The organism is Pedobacter gandavensis, from assembly GCF_032678745.1.
Classification (GTDB): Bacteria; Bacteroidota; Bacteroidia; order Sphingobacteriales; family Sphingobacteriaceae; genus Pedobacter; species Pedobacter gandavensis_C.
The window spans coordinates 814,976-834,398 of record NZ_JAVTST010000002.1 but is presented as its reverse complement, the minus strand read 5'-3'; the positions used below and the strand labels follow the sequence as shown (position 1 = coordinate 834,398).

Sequence of the window (19,423 nt, the reverse complement as noted above, 5' to 3'; positions counted from 1 at the left end):
TAAATAAATCAATATGTCTTTTTTAAATGCAGTTATAAATAAGGTGGAAGATGAAGCGTTAAATGAAATGCTTCAGGAGCGTGTGGATCTTGTCCAGCATAAAATAAAATTTATGGAAAAGGTGTCTGTCGCTTGTTTGGATACTGAAAACCATTTAAACTGCGATCTGGAAGGTCTTATTAATGACGCTGGTGGTGTTTTGCAAGCCGATCTAAGCCAGGCAAGAGTGATCATCTATGTGGAACAGGGCGCAAGTATGCTGGGAATGATGGGAGTTGTCCCTTCCTTATTACAGAAAGAATGGCCGGCAGTAGAATACAACCGTGTTTATTTGCTGGATGATCAGGCTGCAGCCGCCTCAAGCCCCGAAGAATGGGTAGCCTTACTGGAAGATATCGCAGAAATGCTGTACCCGGGATACTTTGTTTTCGGAAATGAAGGTAAAAGCTGGAGCAGCTTCGGCGTATAAAAACTAAAACGCGATAAATTTGTCCATTTGCTGGTTGGTGAATTTTAAGGTGTCTTCCTTGAAAATCTCATCCAGCTCATTTAGTTCCGTTTTGACAATCGAAATATGAATCCTTAATGGGAGTACATTTAAGTGGAGGTAACTACATACGCCTCCGAAATGATCAATGCCCCTGATATTGCCATATTTTCCGGACGAAATCCCTACTAAAGCAGCCTTCTTATCGTAAAAACTATCTGGAAATTGACAAGCATCAATGAAGGTTTTTAGCACACCAGGGAAACTGCCATTGTATTCCGGAATCACAAACAGAAATTTGCTGGTGTTACTCATCATTTCCTGAATCGGTTCGAACTCCGGACTTCTCTTTCCATATAGATCGGAAGCGATCAAGTTGTCCGGTAACTGCTCCAGACTGAAGAGCTGCGTTTCTAATCCTTTTTCTGCCAGTACTTTTTGATAATATTTTGATATTTTCAGCGTATTACTTCCAGGTCTGTTTGTTCCAGAGATGATGGTGATCATGTAAAAAATTGTTAATAAGATGTGTAAAACACTATATTGGGGCTATGCAGTAAGTGTCAAATTGTTTGTATCTTAGCTAATCGTTAAAATGTGCCTAAATCAATACAAAAATAGCATTTTTTATAGATTTAATACAGGTAACAGCAAGCCTTCAGTAAATAATTGGTAATTATTAAAAAGATAAATGAGTAAAATTATTGCATTGGCAAATCAAAAAGGTGGTGTAGGTAAAACGACTTCATCTATAAACTTAGCCGCAAGTTTAGCCGTACTGGAATACAGAACTTTATTGGTTGACGCAGACCCGCAGGCTAACTCTACCTCAGGTATCGGTTTTGACCCAAGGAGTATCAAAAATAGCATCTACGAGTGTATCATCAATGATATCGAACCGATGGATGCCATCCAAAAAACAGAAACCCCTAATTTAGACCTGCTCCCTGCACATATCGATCTGGTAGGTGCGGAAATTGAGATGATCAATTTGAACAACAGGGAATATAAAATGAAAGCGGTGCTGGAGAAAGTGAAAGATCAATACGATTTTATTATCGTGGATTGTTCCCCATCTCTAGGCTTAATCACCATTAATGCATTGACCGCTGCGGATTCCGTAATCATTCCTGTTCAATGTGAATATTTTGCATTGGAAGGTCTAGGTAAGTTGCTGAACACCATTAAGATCGTGCAAAATCGCCTAAATCCAGAATTGGAAATCGAAGGGATTCTATTGACCATGTATGATGTGCGTTTACGCTTGTCAAACCAGGTAGTAGAAGAAGTAAGAACCCATTTCCAGGACCTGGTTTTTGAAACTATCATACAGAGAAATACACGCCTGAGTGAGGCGCCTAGTTATGGTATATCGGTCATCATGCATGATGCCAACTGTAAAGGGGCGATCAACTATTTGAACCTGGCACGTGAAATCGTTCGTAAAAACGGATTGGTAACAGAAGCGCAGGATGTAAATAAAGCAATTATATAAAACTATTTTAATGACATCTTTTCAGCGAAAAACAGGTTTAGGTAAAGGATTAAGTGCGCTTTTAGATGACAGCGACTCGGTTAATCCACCGAAAAACGGAGTCAATCCTGTAAGCGAAAACAGGCAGGAAAGTAGCAATAATAGTGCTATTGGACATATCAAAATTACTGATATTGATACCAATCCATACCAGCCACGTACGGAATTTGATGAGGTTGCGCTAATTGAACTTTCTGAGTCCATTAAAGTGCAAGGCCTGATTCAGCCAATTACCGTTAGAAAGCAAACAGGAAACAGGTATCAACTGATTTCGGGTGAACGTAGGTTAAGAGCTTCCAAATTGGCAGGGCTTACTGAAATTCCCGCTTATGTGCGCAATGCCAATGACCAGCAAATGCTGGAAATGGCGTTAATCGAGAACATTCAACGTGAAAACCTGAATGCCATCGAAGTCGCATTGTCTTTCCAAAGAATGCTCGAAGAGTGTAACTTAAAACAAGAACAACTCGGCGAACGTGTCGGTAAAAACAGAACTACCGTAACCAATTACCTGCGATTACTGAAATTGCCACCATCGATTCAAATCTCTATCAGAGACCAGAAAATATCTATGGGCCATGCCCGTGCATTAATCAATGTGGAAGATGTAGAGAAACAGCTTTTTATTCACAGAGAAATCATCGATAAAGGCCTATCCGTAAGAAAAGTAGAAGAGCTGGTAAGGAGCATCAATAGCATAGATCTACATGCAAAACGTCCTAAGCAGCCAAATGGCGTGTCTTTTGAATATCAAAAATTGCAGAAAGACCTCGCTACCAAGTTTTCTACGAAAGTGAAACTTAAAGTAGGCGAGAACGGTAAAGGTGCAATTGAAATTCCTTTTATGTCGGAAGATGACTTAAGCAGAATTTTAGAATTATTAGATTGGTAATGTCAAAGGCTTTTCTTTTGTCGGCTTTATTGTTTGGCGCTTCCATCGCAGCCAATGCGCAGGAAGTTACTCCCATTAAAAAAGACAGTGCCGTAGTAAATCCTCCGGTAAAAAATAAAGTAGATACTTTAAAACCTAAATATGTAAATCCTGGTAAAATTGCCGGTAGACGGGCATTGTTTCGCTCTGCGATCGTACCTGGATTGGGCCAGATAAGAAGCGGCCTGAATATTTATCGTGGTTTAAAAGTGGCCGGTCTCTATACCGGTGCAACTTTGCTGACGATCTCCTATATCGACAACAATAAGAACTACCACATCTTTCTGAAAGAATTGCAGGAACGGGAAAAAGCAGCTTTAAAACTTCAATTTCCAAATGATCCTAATTTGCCGGATGGGGACCCCGATGACCGTTATGCAAATGTGAGTACGCCGAATCTGATTACCGCAAAGGATACTTACAGAAGAAATAAGGATGTGATCCTATTCTCTTTTGTTGGGCTCTATCTTTTGAATATCGTAGACGCTTATGTAGATGCACGATTGAAATATTTTGATGTTGGCGATGTGTCGGTTAAAGTCGGGCCTACAATCATCAATAACAACAGCATGTATGGAAATAATACGATGTACGGGTTATATTTGCCAACACCAGGGCTAAAAATCGCAGTCAACTTTTAATCGCCCCGGCGAAACAATATAAATTACTAATTGAACCAACGAAAATGAAAATAGCACTATTGGGTTACGGTAAAATGGGTCAGATCATTGAACGTTTTGCTTTGGAAAGAGGCCATGAAGTGGTCCTGAAAATCAACTCAACTAATCAGGAAGACCTTAACATAGCTAACTTGTCTAAAGCAGATGTAGCCATTGATTTTAGTATTCCTGATGCAGCAATCGGTAACATTTACCTTTGCTTTGAAGCCAATGTGCCTATCGTTGTTGGTTCTACAGGTTGGTATGGACAGCTTCAGGAAGTCAAAAATGAGTGTTTAAGCAGTAACAATACCCTATTGTATGGATCAAACTTCAGCATCGGGGTTAATATCTTTTTCCATATCAATCAGGTCCTGGCAAAAGTAATGAACAATTATCCTGCTTATGATGTGCAAGTAGAGGAAATTCACCACACACAAAAACTGGATTCACCAAGTGGTACCGCAATGACCATCGCCGAAGGCATTATTGAAGAGCTGGACAGTAAAAAAGAATGGGTAAATGAACTGGTGGGTAATCCATTTGATGAAGTCATTAAAAAAGAACAGGTGTTGATTGAATCTCACCGCATTGAAAATGTTCCAGGAACACATACCGTAGTGTATAGTTCTGAAGTGGACGATATTGAGATAAAACATACCGCACATAACCGTGCTGGTTTTGCTTTGGGTGCTATAGTTGCAGCGGAGTGGTTGCAAAATAAACAAGGCTTTTATAACATAGCCGATATATTTAATTTTAAATAGAAAAGTATGAATTGGAAATTCTGGCAAAAGAACAAAGATGCCAAGCCAGGTAAGAAGAAAACCAAAAGCCGCGAATGGTTCGATGCCATTTTGTTTGCGGTTATAGCAGCCACCATTATCCGGGTGTTTTTTATTGAAGCCTATACCATCCCTACCGCCTCCATGGAAAGGTCGTTACTGGTAGGCGATTTCTTATTTGTAAGTAAAGTGAATTATGGTGCAAGGATTCCTATGACACCGGTTGCTTTCCCATTTGCTCACCATACAATGCCAATTACGGGTACTAAAGCATATTGGGATGGCGTACAGTGGAAGTTCCGTAGGTTACCAGGTCTTTCAGATATCAAAAGAAACGATGTTGTAGTATTCAATTATCCGCAAGGAGATACCGTTGCATTAGAATACCAGGATCAGGATTACTACCAAATGGTACGTTCACTGGGATGGAAACAGGTAAACAGTCAGTTTACAATTGTAAGTCGCCCGGTAGATAAAAGAGAAAACTATATCAAAAGATGTATTGGGATTGCCGGTGATACCATCAGCATGAAAAATGGACTGGTGTACCTAAATGGTAAAGCTGATGTTTTGAAAAACACTGGACAGATGACCTACAATGTAGTGTTTAAAACTGCCGATGTGAATTTTCAGGTCATTGAAGATATTGGATTTAAGGTGGCTAACAATGAAGAAGTGGTACCCATCAGTGAAAATACCTACCAATTTACAGGTACTGCTGAAATGTTAGACAAAGTACGCAAATTGAATTTCGTACAATCAGTACAGGAAATTACGGAACCTGCAGGTAAAAAAGATCCGGATATTTTCCCTTTTGATCAGAACAGTGACTGGAACGTAGATAACTTCGGACCAATTATTATCCCTAAAAGAGGCTGGACGGTTAAGTTAGATAGTGCAACTATGCCGCTTTATGAAAGAAGTATCCGCATTTATGAAGGAAACAAACTGGAGAAATCTGGTAAAGGTTGGTTGATCAATGGCGTTCCTGCCGATAGTTATACCTTTAAAATGGATTACTACTGGATGATGGGAGACAATCGTCACAAATCTGCAGATTCCCGTTACTGGGGTTTTGTACCAGAAGACCATATTGTTGGAAAAGCATTGTTTATCTGGATGAGCTATAATACCGACGGTTCTTTCTTTAGTAAAATCAGATGGAATAGATTGTTCAGAGGAATTAACTAAATATAATAACCTTGTAAAAACGGCTGATGCATCGCATCAGCCGTTTTTTTTTAACAAAGAATTTCTGGCTTGTAATCCCACTATCTATACGCTTAAGCCATAAATCTTTATGTGTTTTAAGTTCAAGTGCTGATTACTTAAAAAATAATTTAATAAGTATGATGGTTTTGTGATAAATATATTTTAAGTTTGAACTACTAAACCAAAAACTTTGACAGCCAGTATTAAAAAATATCGCCAGCTAAGGACTGATGTGATAAAGCACTTGTATTACGGGAAGATGTTAACCCTGACCGAATTGAGTAACCTTACACATAAGAGCCTGCCTCTAATCACCACTGTTGTGAATGATCTGGTTGCGGATGGATATGTATTGGAATCTGGTCTTGCCCCATCTACTGGGGGCAGAAGAGCTTTAACCTTTCTTTTAAATAAAAAGAAACAAAGATTTATCATCGCTGTTGCCATGGATCAATTGGTGACTCAGATAGCCATATATGATTTATTGAATCAAGTGCGCATCGAACCTCAACTGTTGCAGTTCAGCCTGAAAGATGATCCGGCTGTTACGCAAACTTTAATCAGCGTCCTTAAAAACTATATTTTAGAATCAGGTATTCCTCTACACCAAATATTAGGTGTAGGTATAGGTATGCCCGGCTTTGTGAATGCTGCAGAAGGGGTTAATCATACTTTCTTTAACGTACAAGGCGATGTGAATTTAAGGAAACATTTAACGGATGAACTGGGATTACCAGTATTCATCGACAATGATTCCAGTTTGATCGCACTCGCAGAACTAAAGTTTGGAGCTGGTAAAGGCTTGAATGATGTGATGGTCGTTAACGTAGGTTGGGGGATTGGCCTGGGGATGATCATCAACGGAAGCTTGTTTAGAGGCCACAGTGGATATGCTGGCGAGTTTAGCCATATTCCATTGTCGCAAAGCAATAAACTATGCTCCTGTGGTAAAAGAGGCTGTCTGGAAGTAGATACTTCTTTATTGGTATTGGTAGAAAGAGCAAAATTGCAAATTGAAGAGGGGATGAGTTCAAGTCTGGAGCAACGCTTCCTTGATACCAGCAAACTTCATGGTGATCACTTCTTGGAAGCAGCCAAAGCAGGAGATCCATTAGCGGTTTCGATCTTGGCAGATGCCGCTTTCCTCATCGGAAAAGGTCTGGCTACCCTAATTCATATCATTAATCCCGAATTAATTGTGTTGGGAGGAAGAGGAACTATCGCAGGAAAAATGATGATGGCGCCAATTCAACAAGCTATTCATGAGTTTTGTATCCCGCGATTAGCAGAACATACAGACGTAAAAGTATCTGAATTAGGTACTGAATCGGGACTTTTGGGTGCCGCGACACTGGTTATCGAGAACTGTAATTTTAATTAAATATATATGAAGTTTTTTAGTCTAGGGATAAGCTAAAAGCTTTTAAATGCAACAGGAGTATCAACAATTAACCTAAATTTTAACAATTAAATCTTTACAAGATGAAACAGATGTACTTAAAGTGTATGGCCGTTTTGTTATTAAGCGTAATAACAATAACTGCTTATGCGCAACAAAAGGTTACCGGAACGGTGACGGAAAAATCAGGGCTGCCCATCCCTGGCGTAAGTGTCACAGAAAAGGGCTCTAAAAATGGAACTTCAACTAACGCAGATGGAAAGTTTAGCATCACAGTAAAAGCAGGTGCAACCTTAGTTTTTTCTTCAGTAGGTTTAAGTTCTAAAGAGGTAAACGTAGGAAATACGACAAATATTAATGTCGTTCTTCAGGATGATGAGAATAAATTAAATGAGGTGGTCGTTACTGCATTAGGTATCAAAAGAGAAAAGAAATCTTTAGGATATGCCATGCAGGAACTTAAAGGTGAATCTCTGGTTGAAGCCAGAGAGCCAAACCTGGTAAACGCATTGTCAGGTAAGGTTGCTGGTTTACAAATTACGCGCTCAAGTAGCGGGCCGGCTGGTTCATCAAAAATTACCTTAAGAGGAAACAACTCACTTACAGGTGATAACCAACCTTTAATTGTGGTAGATGGTATTCCAATGGAAAATTTTACAGGTGCTAAAAATAACGATTTTTCTAATCCAGGTCTTGATATGGGTAACGGTTTAGCTGATATCAACCCGGAAGATATCGAAAGTATGTCGGTGCTTAAGGGACCTTCAGCCTCGGCACTTTATGGATCAAGAGCAGGTAATGGGGTAATCTTAATTACCACAAAATCAGGAAAGGCACAAAATGGCCTTGGTATTACTGTTACCTCTTCTCTGGGAATTGAGAGTATCTTAACAGGTCCTGATTTGCAAAATTCATTCGGACAAGGGGAAAACAGTATTTATAAGAATATCTCAAACGGAAGTTGGGGACCTAAAATTGAAGGTCAAATGGTGACCAAGTGGAACGGTGAGCAAGTACCGCTTCAAAGCTATGATAACATAGGGAATTATTTTCAGAATGGTATTTCCTTAAATAATGGAATTTCATTTCAACAGCAATTCAAAGGAACCTCTATTTATACTTCCTTAAATCGTGCAGACGATAGAAGCATTATTCCTGGCGTCAAACTAACCAGAACAAATATGACAGCTAGAGCTGTAAGTAAATTTGGAAAGGACGACCGTTGGACCACAGATACTAAGGTTCAGTACAGCAATACCAATGCAGAAAACAGACCAATATTAGGGTCAAGAAGCGAGAATGCCTTTTCAGCAATTTATAACTTGCCAAGATCAATCGATATTCGTGATTTTAGTGCGGCGACAAAAGAAGATGGTTCTATGTTATGGTACGGAGGTGGCAATCAGATCAACCCTTATTGGGCACGTCAATATAACTTGAATCAGGATATCAGAGATCGTTTCTTAATGAACGGATCATTAAAGTATCAATTCAATAACTGGTTAACTGCAGAAGTAAAAGGTGGTGCCGATATGTATACAACCAACACAGAGAATAAGGTGTATGGCGGTAGTCCGATTGTATCTACAGGAAGATACAGTACTGGTAAGAATGTCTTCAGTGAAACCAATTTTAGTACTTTAATTACTGCGAAACAAGATAATTTATTCAGTAAAGTTGGTGGTGTAATCACCTTGGGTGGAAACTTAATGTCTAGTAAACGTTCCGGCATAAGTGCAAATTCAGGTGAATTAGTTGTGCCAAACTTTTTCTCATTAAACAACGGTGTAAACAGAGCAACTATCGAGGAAGATTTCAATAGAAAAAAGATCAACTCGGTGTATGGATCAGGACAGCTTAACTGGGATCAGTATTTGTTCCTTGACCTGACCTTTAGAAATGACTGGACTTCTACTTTGAACAACAACAACCGTTCTTATTTTTATCCCTCAATTAGTACCTCTTTCGTGTTTTCTGATATGATTACTAAAACAGGTGGCACATTGCCTTCATGGATGAGCTACGGTAAAGTAAGAGCATCTTATGCTGAAGTAGGTAATGATCTTGGTGCTTATCAGTTGTACAATACTTATACGATCTCTAAGGATCCAAATGGAAATACAACAGCTTCAAGAGATAAAATTTTAAATGATCCTAATGTTAAAAGTGAGCTAATTAAAGCATTCGAAGTAGGTGCAGAGATGAGATTCTTCGATAGTAAATTCGGTTTTGATATTGCTTATTATAAGTCAAACGCAACGAGACAGTTATTAACGATCGGAATGGATCCACTAAGTGGTTATGAAAAAAGGAGAGTAAATGCCGGTGATATTCAAAATACTGGATTCGAAGCAATGGTGGACGCAAAAATGATGTCAAACCAGGATGGTTTGAATTGGAATATGATGCTAAACTTCTCAAGAAATAACAATACAATTAAAGCACTAACTCCTGAGTTAAAAGAGTATGGTCTAGGCGGTTTTGACGATGTATATGTATTAGCCGTGACAGGTCAGAAATTTGGTGAGATCTATGGAAGTAAATACCTTAGAGTAGAAGATGCTTCAAGTCCATTTAATGGCCAATTAATTCTTGATGCAGATGGTTTGCCTCAAAGAGGTTTACAAAAAACGAGACTTGGAAATCAACAGGCAACAGCTTTATTGGGCTTTACCAACAGTTTTGCTTACAAAGGATTTGGATTGTCATTCCTTGTTGACGCACGTTTTGGTGGTCAGATCTTCTCTGGAACCAATGCTGCAATGCAGGAAAATGGAACTGCAGCAATTACAGCTCCTAATGGTTTAAGAGAAAATATGGTAGTGAATGGTGTGATCTTAAATGGTAGCCAATATGTTCAGAATAGCATTCCGGTAACTCCAGAAAGATATTGGGCTAAAGTTCATAGCTATGGAAACCTTGGAATCGGGGAAGAAAACATCTATGATGCAACTAATATTCGCTTAAGAAATGTTCAGTTAAATTATTCTATTCCAACCAAATTCCTTTCTAAAACACCTATTCAACGCGCAAAAATTGGTATTTCCTGTAACAATGTATGGTTAATTTCAGGTGACATGAATGGTGTTGATCCAGAGTCTGTATATGCAACAGGTAGTAATGCTACTGGATTTGAAAACTTCAGCGCACCAACTACACGTACATTCTTATTTAACTTAACGCTAGGCTTCTAATTTTTTTAACAAAGGATATTTCCTTTATAAAACAAGATTCTGATGAAAACAATTATAAAAACCTCATGCATGCTTTTAACAACAACGTTGTTATTGGCATCATGTAAAAAATTCGAACAAATCAATGTCAGTCCTGTAGCCGCTACCGGTGATCAGGTACAAACAGAATATTTCATTAATGGCTCTATCATTGGCGCTCAGATGAACCCAGATGTAGCAGAGCGTTCATTTGTCCTTTATTGGAAAACGGCAGGACACCAGCATAGTAATGGTGGGCTTTCTTCAGGCAGTTATAATGATGGCTGGACTGGTGCTTATTATGATAAGATTGCTGCATGGCTAAATAGTGCAAATACAGCGATTCAAATTGGCGAGGACCAAATAGCTAAGGGAACAGCGAAAGCTTATACGCCTAACCTGATACAGGTAGCTAGAATCTGGAGAGCTTACTTGATGAGTGAATTGTCAGATAATTTTGGACCGATTCCTGCAAAGGCCTTTAATGGAACTAATCCTGAATTTTCAGATGTAAAAACTATTTATTATTACCTTTTGCTTGAATTAACTGAAGCAAGCGCTAAGCTTGATCTGAATGTTGCAAATACTGATGCTTTGAAAAAACTGGATCCGGCATATGCTTATGATTATGCAAAATGGAGAAAGTATGCAAACTCTATGCGTATGCGTTTGGCAATGAGATTATCTGAAGTAGATCCAGCAAAAGCTAAAACTGAGTTTGAACTGGCTGTGGCAGGAAGTGATTTCATTAAAGCAACCGATGAAACTTTCCAGGTTCAGGAGAGACCAGGATGGGATGACTTAACTGGTGTCATGAGTAGAGAATGGAATCCACAATTTATTTCAGCTTCATTAAATAATATTTATTTAGGCCTTGGTGGGATTAAAACAGAAACTCAGCTTGGAGCAAGTTATTTGTCGTCTATTAAGCCAGCAAATTATTTAGGCTTAAAATTTGATGATCACTTCACTTCTAAAACAAATAACCCATCTGCAGGATATTGGTTTGACGGTCTTCCAAATGTAATTGATCCACGTGCTTATAAAACGTTTATCATTCCTGGTGATTTCTCTGATCCTAATTTTAATTCTTATCCTTCATGGACGACTGATGCTAAAACGACTACGAGAAATCTATTGAGTGCAACCAATACAGTTGTAAAAACAATTGACGCGAAAAATACCTGGAATGCTTCTAATACTGGCGACTGGGGTGCAAAGGGAACTAAAAATGAGCTGAGAGCTTATGAAGGTACCATGCCACGTCTGTCTAACCAATTTAGAGCGAGTACAAGCAAACGTATTTTCTTTGCACCGTGGGAAACCTATTTCCTATTGGCTGAAGCAGCTGAGCGTGGATGGTCAACCCCAATGGGTGGAAAACTTGCTTATGAAGCAGGTATCAGAGCTAGTTTTGAATATTGGGGTGTATCCAATTCAGTTGGTAATTATCTGACATCTGAAGACTTCAATAGAGTAGGTACTTCAGTAAGCTGGGATCACGTAACTGAACCAGGTGCTAGCCATGCTATGAATTATATCGACGGATATACCAACGTAGCAGGTGTTGCTAATGTGTTGTACCCTGTTAATAACCTATATAAAAATGGTACGGTTAAAAATGATCGATTAACAAAAATCATCACTCAGAAATTCATTGCTCAGACACCTTGGCTTCCTTTAGAAGCATGGAATGACCAAAGACGTTTGGGATTACCATTCTTTGAGAATCCTGCGATTGAGAATGTATTGCCTAACTTACCGGCATTAAACAACAGTAATTACATGACTAGTAATGTTAAGTTCTTCCCTCAACGTTTGAGATATCCTTCAAGTTTGCAAATTACAAACAACCCAGGTTACCTGCAGGCAGTAAGTGCTTTAAATGGACCTGATGAAGTATTGACACCACTATGGTGGGCTAAAAAGAACTAATTTAGTTTGTCAGATAACAAAAAACCTGCTGATCAGATCTGATCAGCAGGTTTTTTTATTTAAAAACATGAGTCTTGCTATTTATGCAAGGCCTTCAATCCCTAGCTTTTCTGCCAGTTCATTCAGGTCTTTTACCACCACATCAATAATCGGAATCCCCTTAACTTTACGTTCCTGCTCGAAAGCATATTCAGGCTCTCCAGGAATAATCACCCTTTGACCTTCTTTTATCGTCTTTGCGGATTGAAAACGCTCAATCCAATTGTCCAGATGATCTTTAAAATCTGCTGCGGGACGAAAACCATCAATGCGCATGGCACCAAAGAAATGTCCGATGCCTTCGCCAACAGGATTTGCAGAAGGCTCCAGGAAAGCCACAAAAGGAGGGACCCAAGGGCCGTAATTTGCGCCAGAAAGCACAGCTGATAAGATGTCTACCGTTGCGCTTAATCCATAACCTTTATGACTGCCATGGTCTTTATCGCTGCCCAAAGGCAAAAGAGAACCGCCCTCTTTCAATTGATGGGGATTAGTCGAAGTGTTGCCATCTTTATCTTGTACCCATCCTTCAGGAATCGGTAGGTTTGCCCTTTGCGCAATCTCTAGTTTCCCATTTGCCGCCGCTGCGGTAGCCATATCCACCACTACTGGTGGGTATTTCCCAGCAGGAAAAGCATAACACATCGGGTTTGTTCCCAATAACCTTTCATTGGCATAAGTTGGTGCAACCAGCGGACTTGCATTGGTCATGCTCACACCGATCATATCTTGTTCTACCGCCATTAATGCATGGTATCCGGCAATCCCAAAATGATTAGAATTTTTAGCCGCTACCCATCCACTGCCATAAATTTTCGCTTTTTCTATGGCTACTTTCATGGCAAAGGGAGCAACAACTAATCCTAATCCGGCATCCCCATCTACAGTAGCAGTAGTTGGAGTTTCATGTACCACACGTACATTAGGGGTAGCATTGATGCGTTCTTTTTCCCATAACCTAACATAGCCGCTTAACCGGGCTACACCATGGGAATCTATTCCACGTAAGTCGGATTTTAGCAAAACATCTGCTGCTAATTGCGCATCTGCTATTGGACATCCCATTTTTAGGAATACCCTTTCCGTAAACTGACGTAGATTTTGTTCGGTAAAAGTGTGAAAAATCATTATTTATGAAGCAAATAGAACCGTAAACTGATGGTCCAATGGTTTGAAATTTAAAATTAAGGACTCGATGAACTCCTCACCATAGGCTACATATAAAGGGGCAATATTCAACACTCGCTCCTGTAGAACTCCTGTTGGAAAGAGTTTCCCTTTTAAATTGTCAATTTGTGATAAAGAAGTATCATGCTTGCGCTTTTCGGCCCTCAGCATTTTCTTTTCTAAATTAACAATTAGCTTTAATGCCTTTGTTTTAGCGGCATCAGTTGATTGAGAAAGGGTTTTGTCGATCTTGTAAGCATTCAGCTTGATTTGATCAAAAATAGCGCTCAGCGTACGCTGTTCATCAGCTAGAGAAAGCTGTAAATTAACATGAGCTTTGATCCAATCATTTTTAAGCGTTTCAGTTTTTTTAAAGAGATCCTTATGACTAATGCCAAGAATCTCCATCTTCTGCTCAGAACGTTTATCGATCACTAAAGCGGAGTTCCTAAGTAACAAGACAGGGAAATCAATCTTATAGTAGTCGAAATTTGCTTTCAACTGCAACCAGTAAGTTAACTCCGCACCTCCTCCAATATAGGCAAGGTTTGGCAGGATCACTTCCTGATATACCGGACGCATCACTACATTCGGACTAAAACGCTCCGGAAAATCAGTGATCTCCTGTTTCAATTCGGCCTCCGTAAACTGGATGTCAGTATTCATGACCTTATATACTTGATGCTCTTCTACAATCCTTTCTCTCAATTGATCGGTCATGTAAAAGAAATTGATCTCTCTGGGATTTACCTGAGTTTTATAGCCTTTAGCTTCCAGCAAGGCATTGCTTTCTGAAATATGCTCAAAGCTATGCTGGCCAATTATGTCGGCTTCGATAATACCTGCAAACTCCTTTTTTAACTCCTGCTCATCAGCGTCTACGCATACCAATCCATACTTCCCAAATAAGCCGTTAACCAGTTCTCTGGTGGCATCAGAAAGCTTTTCATGTGCTGCATATGCCTTTTCTACCAAGGCCGCCAATTCCAGACCATTCTCGGTAATACCAAGGTAGCCTTTATACGCCAATAAGGTTTCAGTGATGTCTTTGGTGCTTAATCTTCCAGTAGCTCCGGCTGCTTTTTTATTCCAGCTGAGTTTTTTATCCTCGATTTTCACATGGTTGATCTCTTCAAAATCATGATCCTCGGTAGCCATCCAATAAACAGGCACAAAGTTTTGATCAGGAAACTGTTCCTTTAACTCTTTTGCAAGGTTAATGGCAGTAACGATCTTGTAAATGAAATAAAGTGGACCGGTAAAGATATTAAGCTGATGACCGGTGGTAATGGTATAAGTCCGGTCATCAGCTAAAAGATGTATATTTTGTTCCACTAAAGCGGGAGCCTTAACGGTAGCATATTGCTTTTTGAGGATTTCGGTCAGTGTAGACCTGTTTCCTTTAAAATTACGGTTAGCGATGGCTTTAGCAAAGCCTTCAAAATCCGGTGTGTACTTATAAAAAGCACTTAACTGATCCTTTCCGTCGATGTAATCCAGTACAGCGGTGGAGAAGGCATTGGTTTCCTGGTAAGAGATGTATTTGGCCTGCATTGCTACGAATTTAAGTTAATAAACCAGAAGTCAATACATCACAAATTTATTTTACAATTTGTCCATATAGATCGAAATCCTCAGCCCTGTCAATCTTCACATTTACGAAGCTTCCATTGGCAGCATAACCTGTTGTTGCATCAATTAAAACCTCATTATCAACCTCTGGAGAGTCAAACTCAGTTCTTCCAATGAAGAAATCACCCTCTTTTCTATCTACCAATACTTTATAAGTATGACCTATTTTTTCCTGGTTGATCTCATAAGAAATTCCTTGTTGTAATTCCATAATGGCATCCACACGTTCCTGTTTTACTTCAGCAGGTACATCATCAACCAGGTCATGGGCATGAGTTTTTTCTTCATGAGAATAAGTGAAACAACCTAATCTATCGAATCTTGTTTCTTCAACCCAGCTCAACATCTCCTCGAAATCAGCTTCCGTTTCACCTGGGTAACCACAAATTAAAGTAGTACGCATAGCGATATTAGGCACTTTATCTCTGATCTGGTTTACAATATCAATGGTCTTCTGTTTTGTAATACCACGACGCATAGATTTCAACATGTTATCTGTGATGTGCTGTAATGGCATATCCAGATATTTACAGATGTTATCACGCTCGTTCATCGCATCTAAAATTTCCATCGGGAAACCTGAAGGATAAGCATATTGTAACCTGATCCACTCAATTCCATTTACATCAGAAAGACGTCTTAACAATTCATCAAGGTTACGTTTACCGTAAATGTCTAAACCGTAATAAGTCAGATCCTGTGCAATAAGAATTAATTCTTTTGTACCGTTAGCAGCAAGAATTTTTGCTTCATTCACCAATTCATTCATATCTCTGGAAACGTGTTTTCCACGCATCAAAGGAATGGCACAGAAAGAGCATGGGCGGTTACAGCCTTCAGCAATTTTAAAATAAGCAAAATGAGAAGGAGTGGTCAATAACCTTTCTCCAATCAGCTCATGCTTATAATTAGCACCTAATGAATGTAAAATGTTGCTTAAATCGTTGGTGCCAAAGAAAGCATCAACATTGGTGATTTCAGCTTCAAGTTCTGGCTTATATCTTTCAGATAAACAACCGGTCACAATTACTTTCGCAATTTTTCCAGCGTCTTTTAGCTCGCTATACTGTAGTATAGTATCAATTGATTCTTGCTTGGCATTATCGATAAAACCGCAGGTATTGATGACTACAATATCATCTTTTCCCATTTTATCTGATTCATGGACCACATCCATGCTATTGCCACGAAGCTGACCCATCAAAACTTCTGAATCGTAAAGATTTTTGGAACAACCCAAAGTAATTACATTGATTTTAGGTTTTTTAACGGGAATGATTTTAGATGTGGTTTTTGTATTCATGATTTTTTATTTGGAGTAGAATTCTTCGTTCAACTAATGATTAGTTAAACAAGCTGTCTACAAATGCTTTTTTGTCAAATAATTGCAGGTCGTTTACGCTTTCGCCAACACCTATATATTTTACCGGAATTTTAAACTGATCAGAAATTCCGATCACGACACCACCTTTAGCGGTACCATCCAGTTTGGTAATGGCCAATGCATTTACGTCGGTTGCCTCAGTAAACTGTTTGCATTGTTCAAAAGCATTTTGCCCTGTTGAACCATCCAATACCAATAAGATTTCGTGTGGGGCAGAAGGGATTACCTTTTCCATCACACTCTTGATTTTACCCAATTCATTCATCAGGCCAATTTTGTTGTGTAAACGTCCGGCAGTATCAATGATCACTACATCTTCGCCATTGGCGACTGCAGATTGCAAAGTGTCGAAAGCAACAGAAGCAGGATCTGAACCCATGGCTTGCGCGACTACGCGTACACCAACACGTTCTCCCCAAAGTTTGATCTGTTCAACTGCTGCGGCTCTGAAAGTATCAGCAGCACCTAAAACTACGCTCAGTCCTTCAGCTTTTAGTTTATGTGCCAGCTTACCAATGGTAGTCGTTTTACCAACACCATTCACGCCAACTACCATAATTACATAAGGCTTGTGCTGTCCGTATTCAAACTTGCGAAAATCATTACTATTGTTTTCAGAAAGCATCAGTTGTATTTCATCACGCAATAGGCGATGCAATTCTGATGTCGATAGATACTTGTCCTTAGCTACACGAGCTTGTATGCGGTCAATAATTTTTAAAGTGGTGGTCACACCAACATCGGAAGTCACTAATACCTCCTCAAGATTATCGAGCACATCATCATCTACTGTCGATTTACCCGCAACGGCCTTCGTGATTTTACTCAAAAAGCCCTCTTTAGTTTTCTCTAAACCCTTGTCTAGTGCTTCCTGCGCCTCGGGAGCAGTTTCCTTTTTCTTGAAAAAATCAAATAAACCCATACAATGTCTAACTAAACAAAAAAAGCCCTCCCATTTAAAAGGGACGGCTTTAATATAATTAAATATTAAAATTATTTTTTGGATGCAATAGCATCTTGAACGTGATCGTTGTGAACAATAACTTCTTTGAAAGAATAAGCACCAGTTCTTGGTGATTTAGTCATTGTAATAACTTTCGAATATTCTTTACCTTTTCCCGTTTTAAGGGTTGCAACTACCTTTTTTGCCATGATCTAAATAGATTGTATTTAGTTAAATACTAAATGTATTACTTAATTTCTTTATGTACAGTTACCTTTTTCAAAACTGGGTTGAATTTTTTCAATTCTAATCTCTCAGTAGTGTTTTTACGGTTTTTAGTAGAGATATATCTAGACATACCAGGCATGCCACTAGTTTTATGCTCCGTACACTCTAGAATAACTTGTACTCTGTTACCTTTTTTTGCCATTTTATTAATCTTAAGGTCGATTCACATCAACCAATGTTATTTACAAATATCCTTTTTTCATGAAGCGATTGATCGCCTCAGTAATACCAATTTTATTAATGGTTTTGATAGCTGAAGTAGAAACTTTCAGTGTTATCCAACGATCCTCATCAGGAATATAAAATTTCTGAAGTTGTAAGTTGGGATAAAACTTACGCTTAGTTTTAACGTTTGAGTGAGAAACATTAAAACCTGTCATTGCCATTTTTCCGGTTAAATCACAAACTCTAGACATGCCTTTAAATATAGTGTTAATTATGTTTTCTTAATTTTTTTAAGAGTGTGCAAATATCAATAAAATATTTGTAATCATCAAGTAGGTATCTAAAATATTTTGAATTTATTTACAGCGTGTTACGGACTGCTGCCCAGATTCCTACCATGGATGCTCTCGGGGCGCAATATACAACATTTATACGGATTACAAGGCCACAGATTCTTCTAAATCACCCAATAGGTTTTCAAATTGTAAGACAAATCTTCGCAAATCGTTGATATAATGTACCAGTTCCGGCTTTTCTTCGCTTTCTAAACAGGTTAACCAAACTGACTTATATTCTTCCATATGGTATAAAGTTGGTGTAACACCATAGGCCAACTGAAAAGTCTGGAGTTCAGGATGTAATACTTCATGTAAAATTAAATCATTTATTCCTGGAAGTTCAATCACCTGCATCATCAATACAATCGTCAAAGGAAGCCGTACCTCATAGATTTCTTTGAGTTCATTCCTGATTTCCTGATGTTCCGCCTTGTGCGGATCAAGGTTCCATTTTAAGGATTCCGTCTGGTAATGCTGGTTGGCCAGTTCAGCCCTTCTCAGTATTGAAGCAATCTGATCGTATAACTGTATACTCATAGTGTGTAAGCTTGGTATTAAAGGAGACAATCGGTCAGTGCCTAATGTTTAAAATCATACTATATAATATAGTGGGCGTTTGTAACAATCCGAATAAAATGTAACTTAAGCACGTTTTATAGAATGTAATATTATTGTTAATAGTGGGGGCGCAAACGAGTATTGAGAATAAGGAATTATTAGAACAGGTGGCTTCGGGGGACTGGGAGGCATTTGCGACTTTATATAATACCTATGTACCTAAGCTTTATCGTTTCATTTATCCATTCGCCAATCAGAATAAGGAAGATACAGAAGAAGTAATTCAGGATGTATTTCTTAAAGTGTGGATGAGAAAAGAAACGATTCCTGGATTACGGTCTTTTGAAGCTTATCTTTTTAGAATGGCTAAAAATCAATTGTTGGACCAAAGGGGGCGCCAGGATTCACAGCTGCGCTTAATTGATAAGTTCGGGGGGACTTCCAGCACAGAACTCGCTTCTGTCCATGATCAATTGGTGTATGAGGAGTATTATGAAATTGCAAAAGTAGCACTACAGGATTTATCTCCGCAAAGACGCCGGATCTTCGATATGCGCATGGAGCAGGAGATGTCTATAGATGAAATAGCGAAAGCGTTAAACATTTCCTCTTCCGCGGTGAAAAAGCAGCTTTACGAAGCGATTAATGCAATTAAACAGCAATTGCGCCATAAAACCGGCTGGCCTTTATTGTGCTGGTTTATACTTATTCTTTCCTAATCTCTTTTCTGTAGAATTTTATTTTAAGAATCTTCA

19 protein-coding genes are annotated in these 19,423 nt (G+C 38.9%); 10 read left to right on the top strand and 9 right to left on the bottom strand.

Annotation, left to right across the window (positions count from 1 at the left end; genetic code table 11):
• Positions 1-13 precede the first annotated feature (13 nt).
• Positions 14-469 carry a hypothetical protein gene (locus tag R2S10_RS11300; RefSeq protein ID WP_316840547.1) on the top strand — a complete coding sequence of 152 codons (456 nt, stop codon included), beginning with the start codon at positions 14-16 and terminating at the stop codon, positions 467-469.
• A gap of 3 nt (positions 470-472) precedes the next feature.
• Here the strand turns inward: R2S10_RS11300 and R2S10_RS11295 are convergent, their stop codons facing one another.
• Positions 473-994, bottom strand: coding sequence for an NAD(P)H-dependent oxidoreductase (locus tag R2S10_RS11295; RefSeq protein ID WP_316840546.1), 522 nt, complete (start codon positions 992-994; stop codon positions 473-475).
• Positions 995-1,178: 184 nt separating this feature from the next.
• Between R2S10_RS11295 and R2S10_RS11290 the strand changes: the two genes are divergently transcribed.
• The 8 genes from R2S10_RS11290 to R2S10_RS11255 all read left to right on the top strand — a co-directional run bounded on the left by R2S10_RS11290 (position 1,179) and on the right by R2S10_RS11255 (position 12,154).
• On the top strand, positions 1,179-1,982 hold the full coding sequence (locus R2S10_RS11290; RefSeq protein ID WP_316840545.1) for an AAA family ATPase: 804 nt from the start codon (positions 1,179-1,181) through the stop codon (positions 1,980-1,982).
• A gap of 10 nt (positions 1,983-1,992) precedes the next feature.
• Positions 1,993-2,913 (top strand): ParB/RepB/Spo0J family partition protein, encoded by a 921-nt coding sequence (locus tag R2S10_RS11285; RefSeq protein WP_316840544.1) that lies wholly within the window; start codon positions 1,993-1,995, stop codon positions 2,911-2,913.
• The gene (locus R2S10_RS11280; protein WP_316840543.1) at positions 2,913-3,593 is read left to right on the top strand and encodes a DUF5683 domain-containing protein; all 681 of its coding nucleotides are present in this window, start codon (positions 2,913-2,915) and stop codon (positions 3,591-3,593) included. Before R2S10_RS11285 ends, R2S10_RS11280 begins: the two co-directional genes overlap by 1 nt.
• Positions 3,594-3,637: 44 nt before the next feature.
• Positions 3,638-4,378, top strand: a complete 741-nt coding sequence (gene dapB / locus R2S10_RS11275; RefSeq protein ID WP_316840542.1) for a 4-hydroxy-tetrahydrodipicolinate reductase — start codon at positions 3,638-3,640, stop codon at positions 4,376-4,378.
• Between the two features lie 6 nt (positions 4,379-4,384).
• Positions 4,385-5,587 carry a signal peptidase I gene (lepB, locus tag R2S10_RS11270; RefSeq protein WP_316840541.1) on the top strand — a complete coding sequence of 401 codons (1,203 nt, stop codon included), beginning with the start codon at positions 4,385-4,387 and terminating at the stop codon, positions 5,585-5,587.
• Positions 5,588-5,798: 211 nt separating this feature from the next.
• Positions 5,799-6,989 carry an ROK family protein gene (locus R2S10_RS11265; RefSeq protein ID WP_316840540.1) on the top strand — a complete coding sequence of 397 codons (1,191 nt, stop codon included), beginning with the start codon at positions 5,799-5,801 and terminating at the stop codon, positions 6,987-6,989.
• Positions 6,990-7,090: 101 nt separating this feature from the next.
• Positions 7,091-10,201, top strand: coding sequence for a SusC/RagA family TonB-linked outer membrane protein (locus R2S10_RS11260; protein WP_316840539.1), 3,111 nt, complete (start codon positions 7,091-7,093; stop codon positions 10,199-10,201).
• A 69-nt stretch (positions 10,202-10,270) separates the two neighbouring features.
• A complete protein-coding gene (locus R2S10_RS11255) occupies positions 10,271-12,154 on the top strand; it encodes a SusD/RagB family nutrient-binding outer membrane lipoprotein (protein ID WP_316840538.1) in 1,884 nt (627 codons plus the stop codon).
• A gap of 81 nt (positions 12,155-12,235) precedes the next feature.
• Here R2S10_RS11255 and R2S10_RS11250 read toward each other — a convergent pair whose 3' ends face one another.
• The 8 genes from R2S10_RS11250 to R2S10_RS11215 form a co-directional block, all read right to left on the bottom strand.
• Complete coding sequence (locus R2S10_RS11250; RefSeq protein WP_316840537.1) at positions 12,236-13,321, bottom strand: Ldh family oxidoreductase; 1,086 nt, start codon at positions 13,319-13,321, stop codon at positions 12,236-12,238.
• Positions 13,322-13,324: 3 nt separating this feature from the next.
• Positions 13,325-14,914: a bacillithiol biosynthesis cysteine-adding enzyme BshC gene (bshC, locus tag R2S10_RS11245; protein WP_316840536.1), complete on the bottom strand. Its 1,590-nt coding sequence runs from the start codon at positions 14,912-14,914 to the stop codon at positions 13,325-13,327.
• 46 nt (positions 14,915-14,960) lie between these two features.
• Positions 14,961-16,295 (bottom strand): 30S ribosomal protein S12 methylthiotransferase RimO, encoded by a 1,335-nt coding sequence (gene rimO / locus R2S10_RS11240; RefSeq protein WP_316840535.1) that lies wholly within the window; start codon positions 16,293-16,295, stop codon positions 14,961-14,963.
• 40 nt (positions 16,296-16,335) lie between these two features.
• Entirely contained in the window at positions 16,336-17,298 is a 963-nt protein-coding gene (ftsY, locus tag R2S10_RS11235; protein WP_316840534.1) for a signal recognition particle-docking protein FtsY, read from the bottom strand.
• 71 nt (positions 17,299-17,369) lie between these two features.
• Positions 17,370-17,528, bottom strand: a complete 159-nt coding sequence (locus tag R2S10_RS11230; RefSeq protein ID WP_082461406.1) for a DUF4295 domain-containing protein — start codon at positions 17,526-17,528, stop codon at positions 17,370-17,372.
• Between the two features lie 38 nt (positions 17,529-17,566).
• Positions 17,567-17,749: a 50S ribosomal protein L33 gene (rpmG, locus tag R2S10_RS11225; RefSeq protein WP_008242799.1), complete on the bottom strand. Its 183-nt coding sequence runs from the start codon at positions 17,747-17,749 to the stop codon at positions 17,567-17,569.
• Between the two features lie 40 nt (positions 17,750-17,789).
• Entirely contained in the window at positions 17,790-18,023 is a 234-nt protein-coding gene (rpmB, locus tag R2S10_RS11220; protein WP_039866682.1) for a 50S ribosomal protein L28, read from the bottom strand.
• A 186-nt stretch (positions 18,024-18,209) separates the two neighbouring features.
• Complete coding sequence (locus R2S10_RS11215) at positions 18,210-18,647, bottom strand: hypothetical protein (protein ID WP_316840533.1); 438 nt, start codon at positions 18,645-18,647, stop codon at positions 18,210-18,212.
• A gap of 143 nt (positions 18,648-18,790) precedes the next feature.
• Here R2S10_RS11215 and R2S10_RS11210 point away from each other — a divergent pair, with 143 nt between their 5' ends.
• Positions 18,791-19,387, top strand: a complete 597-nt coding sequence (locus R2S10_RS11210) for an RNA polymerase sigma factor (RefSeq protein ID WP_316840574.1) — start codon at positions 18,791-18,793, stop codon at positions 19,385-19,387.
• Positions 19,388-19,423: the final 36 nt, after the last annotated feature.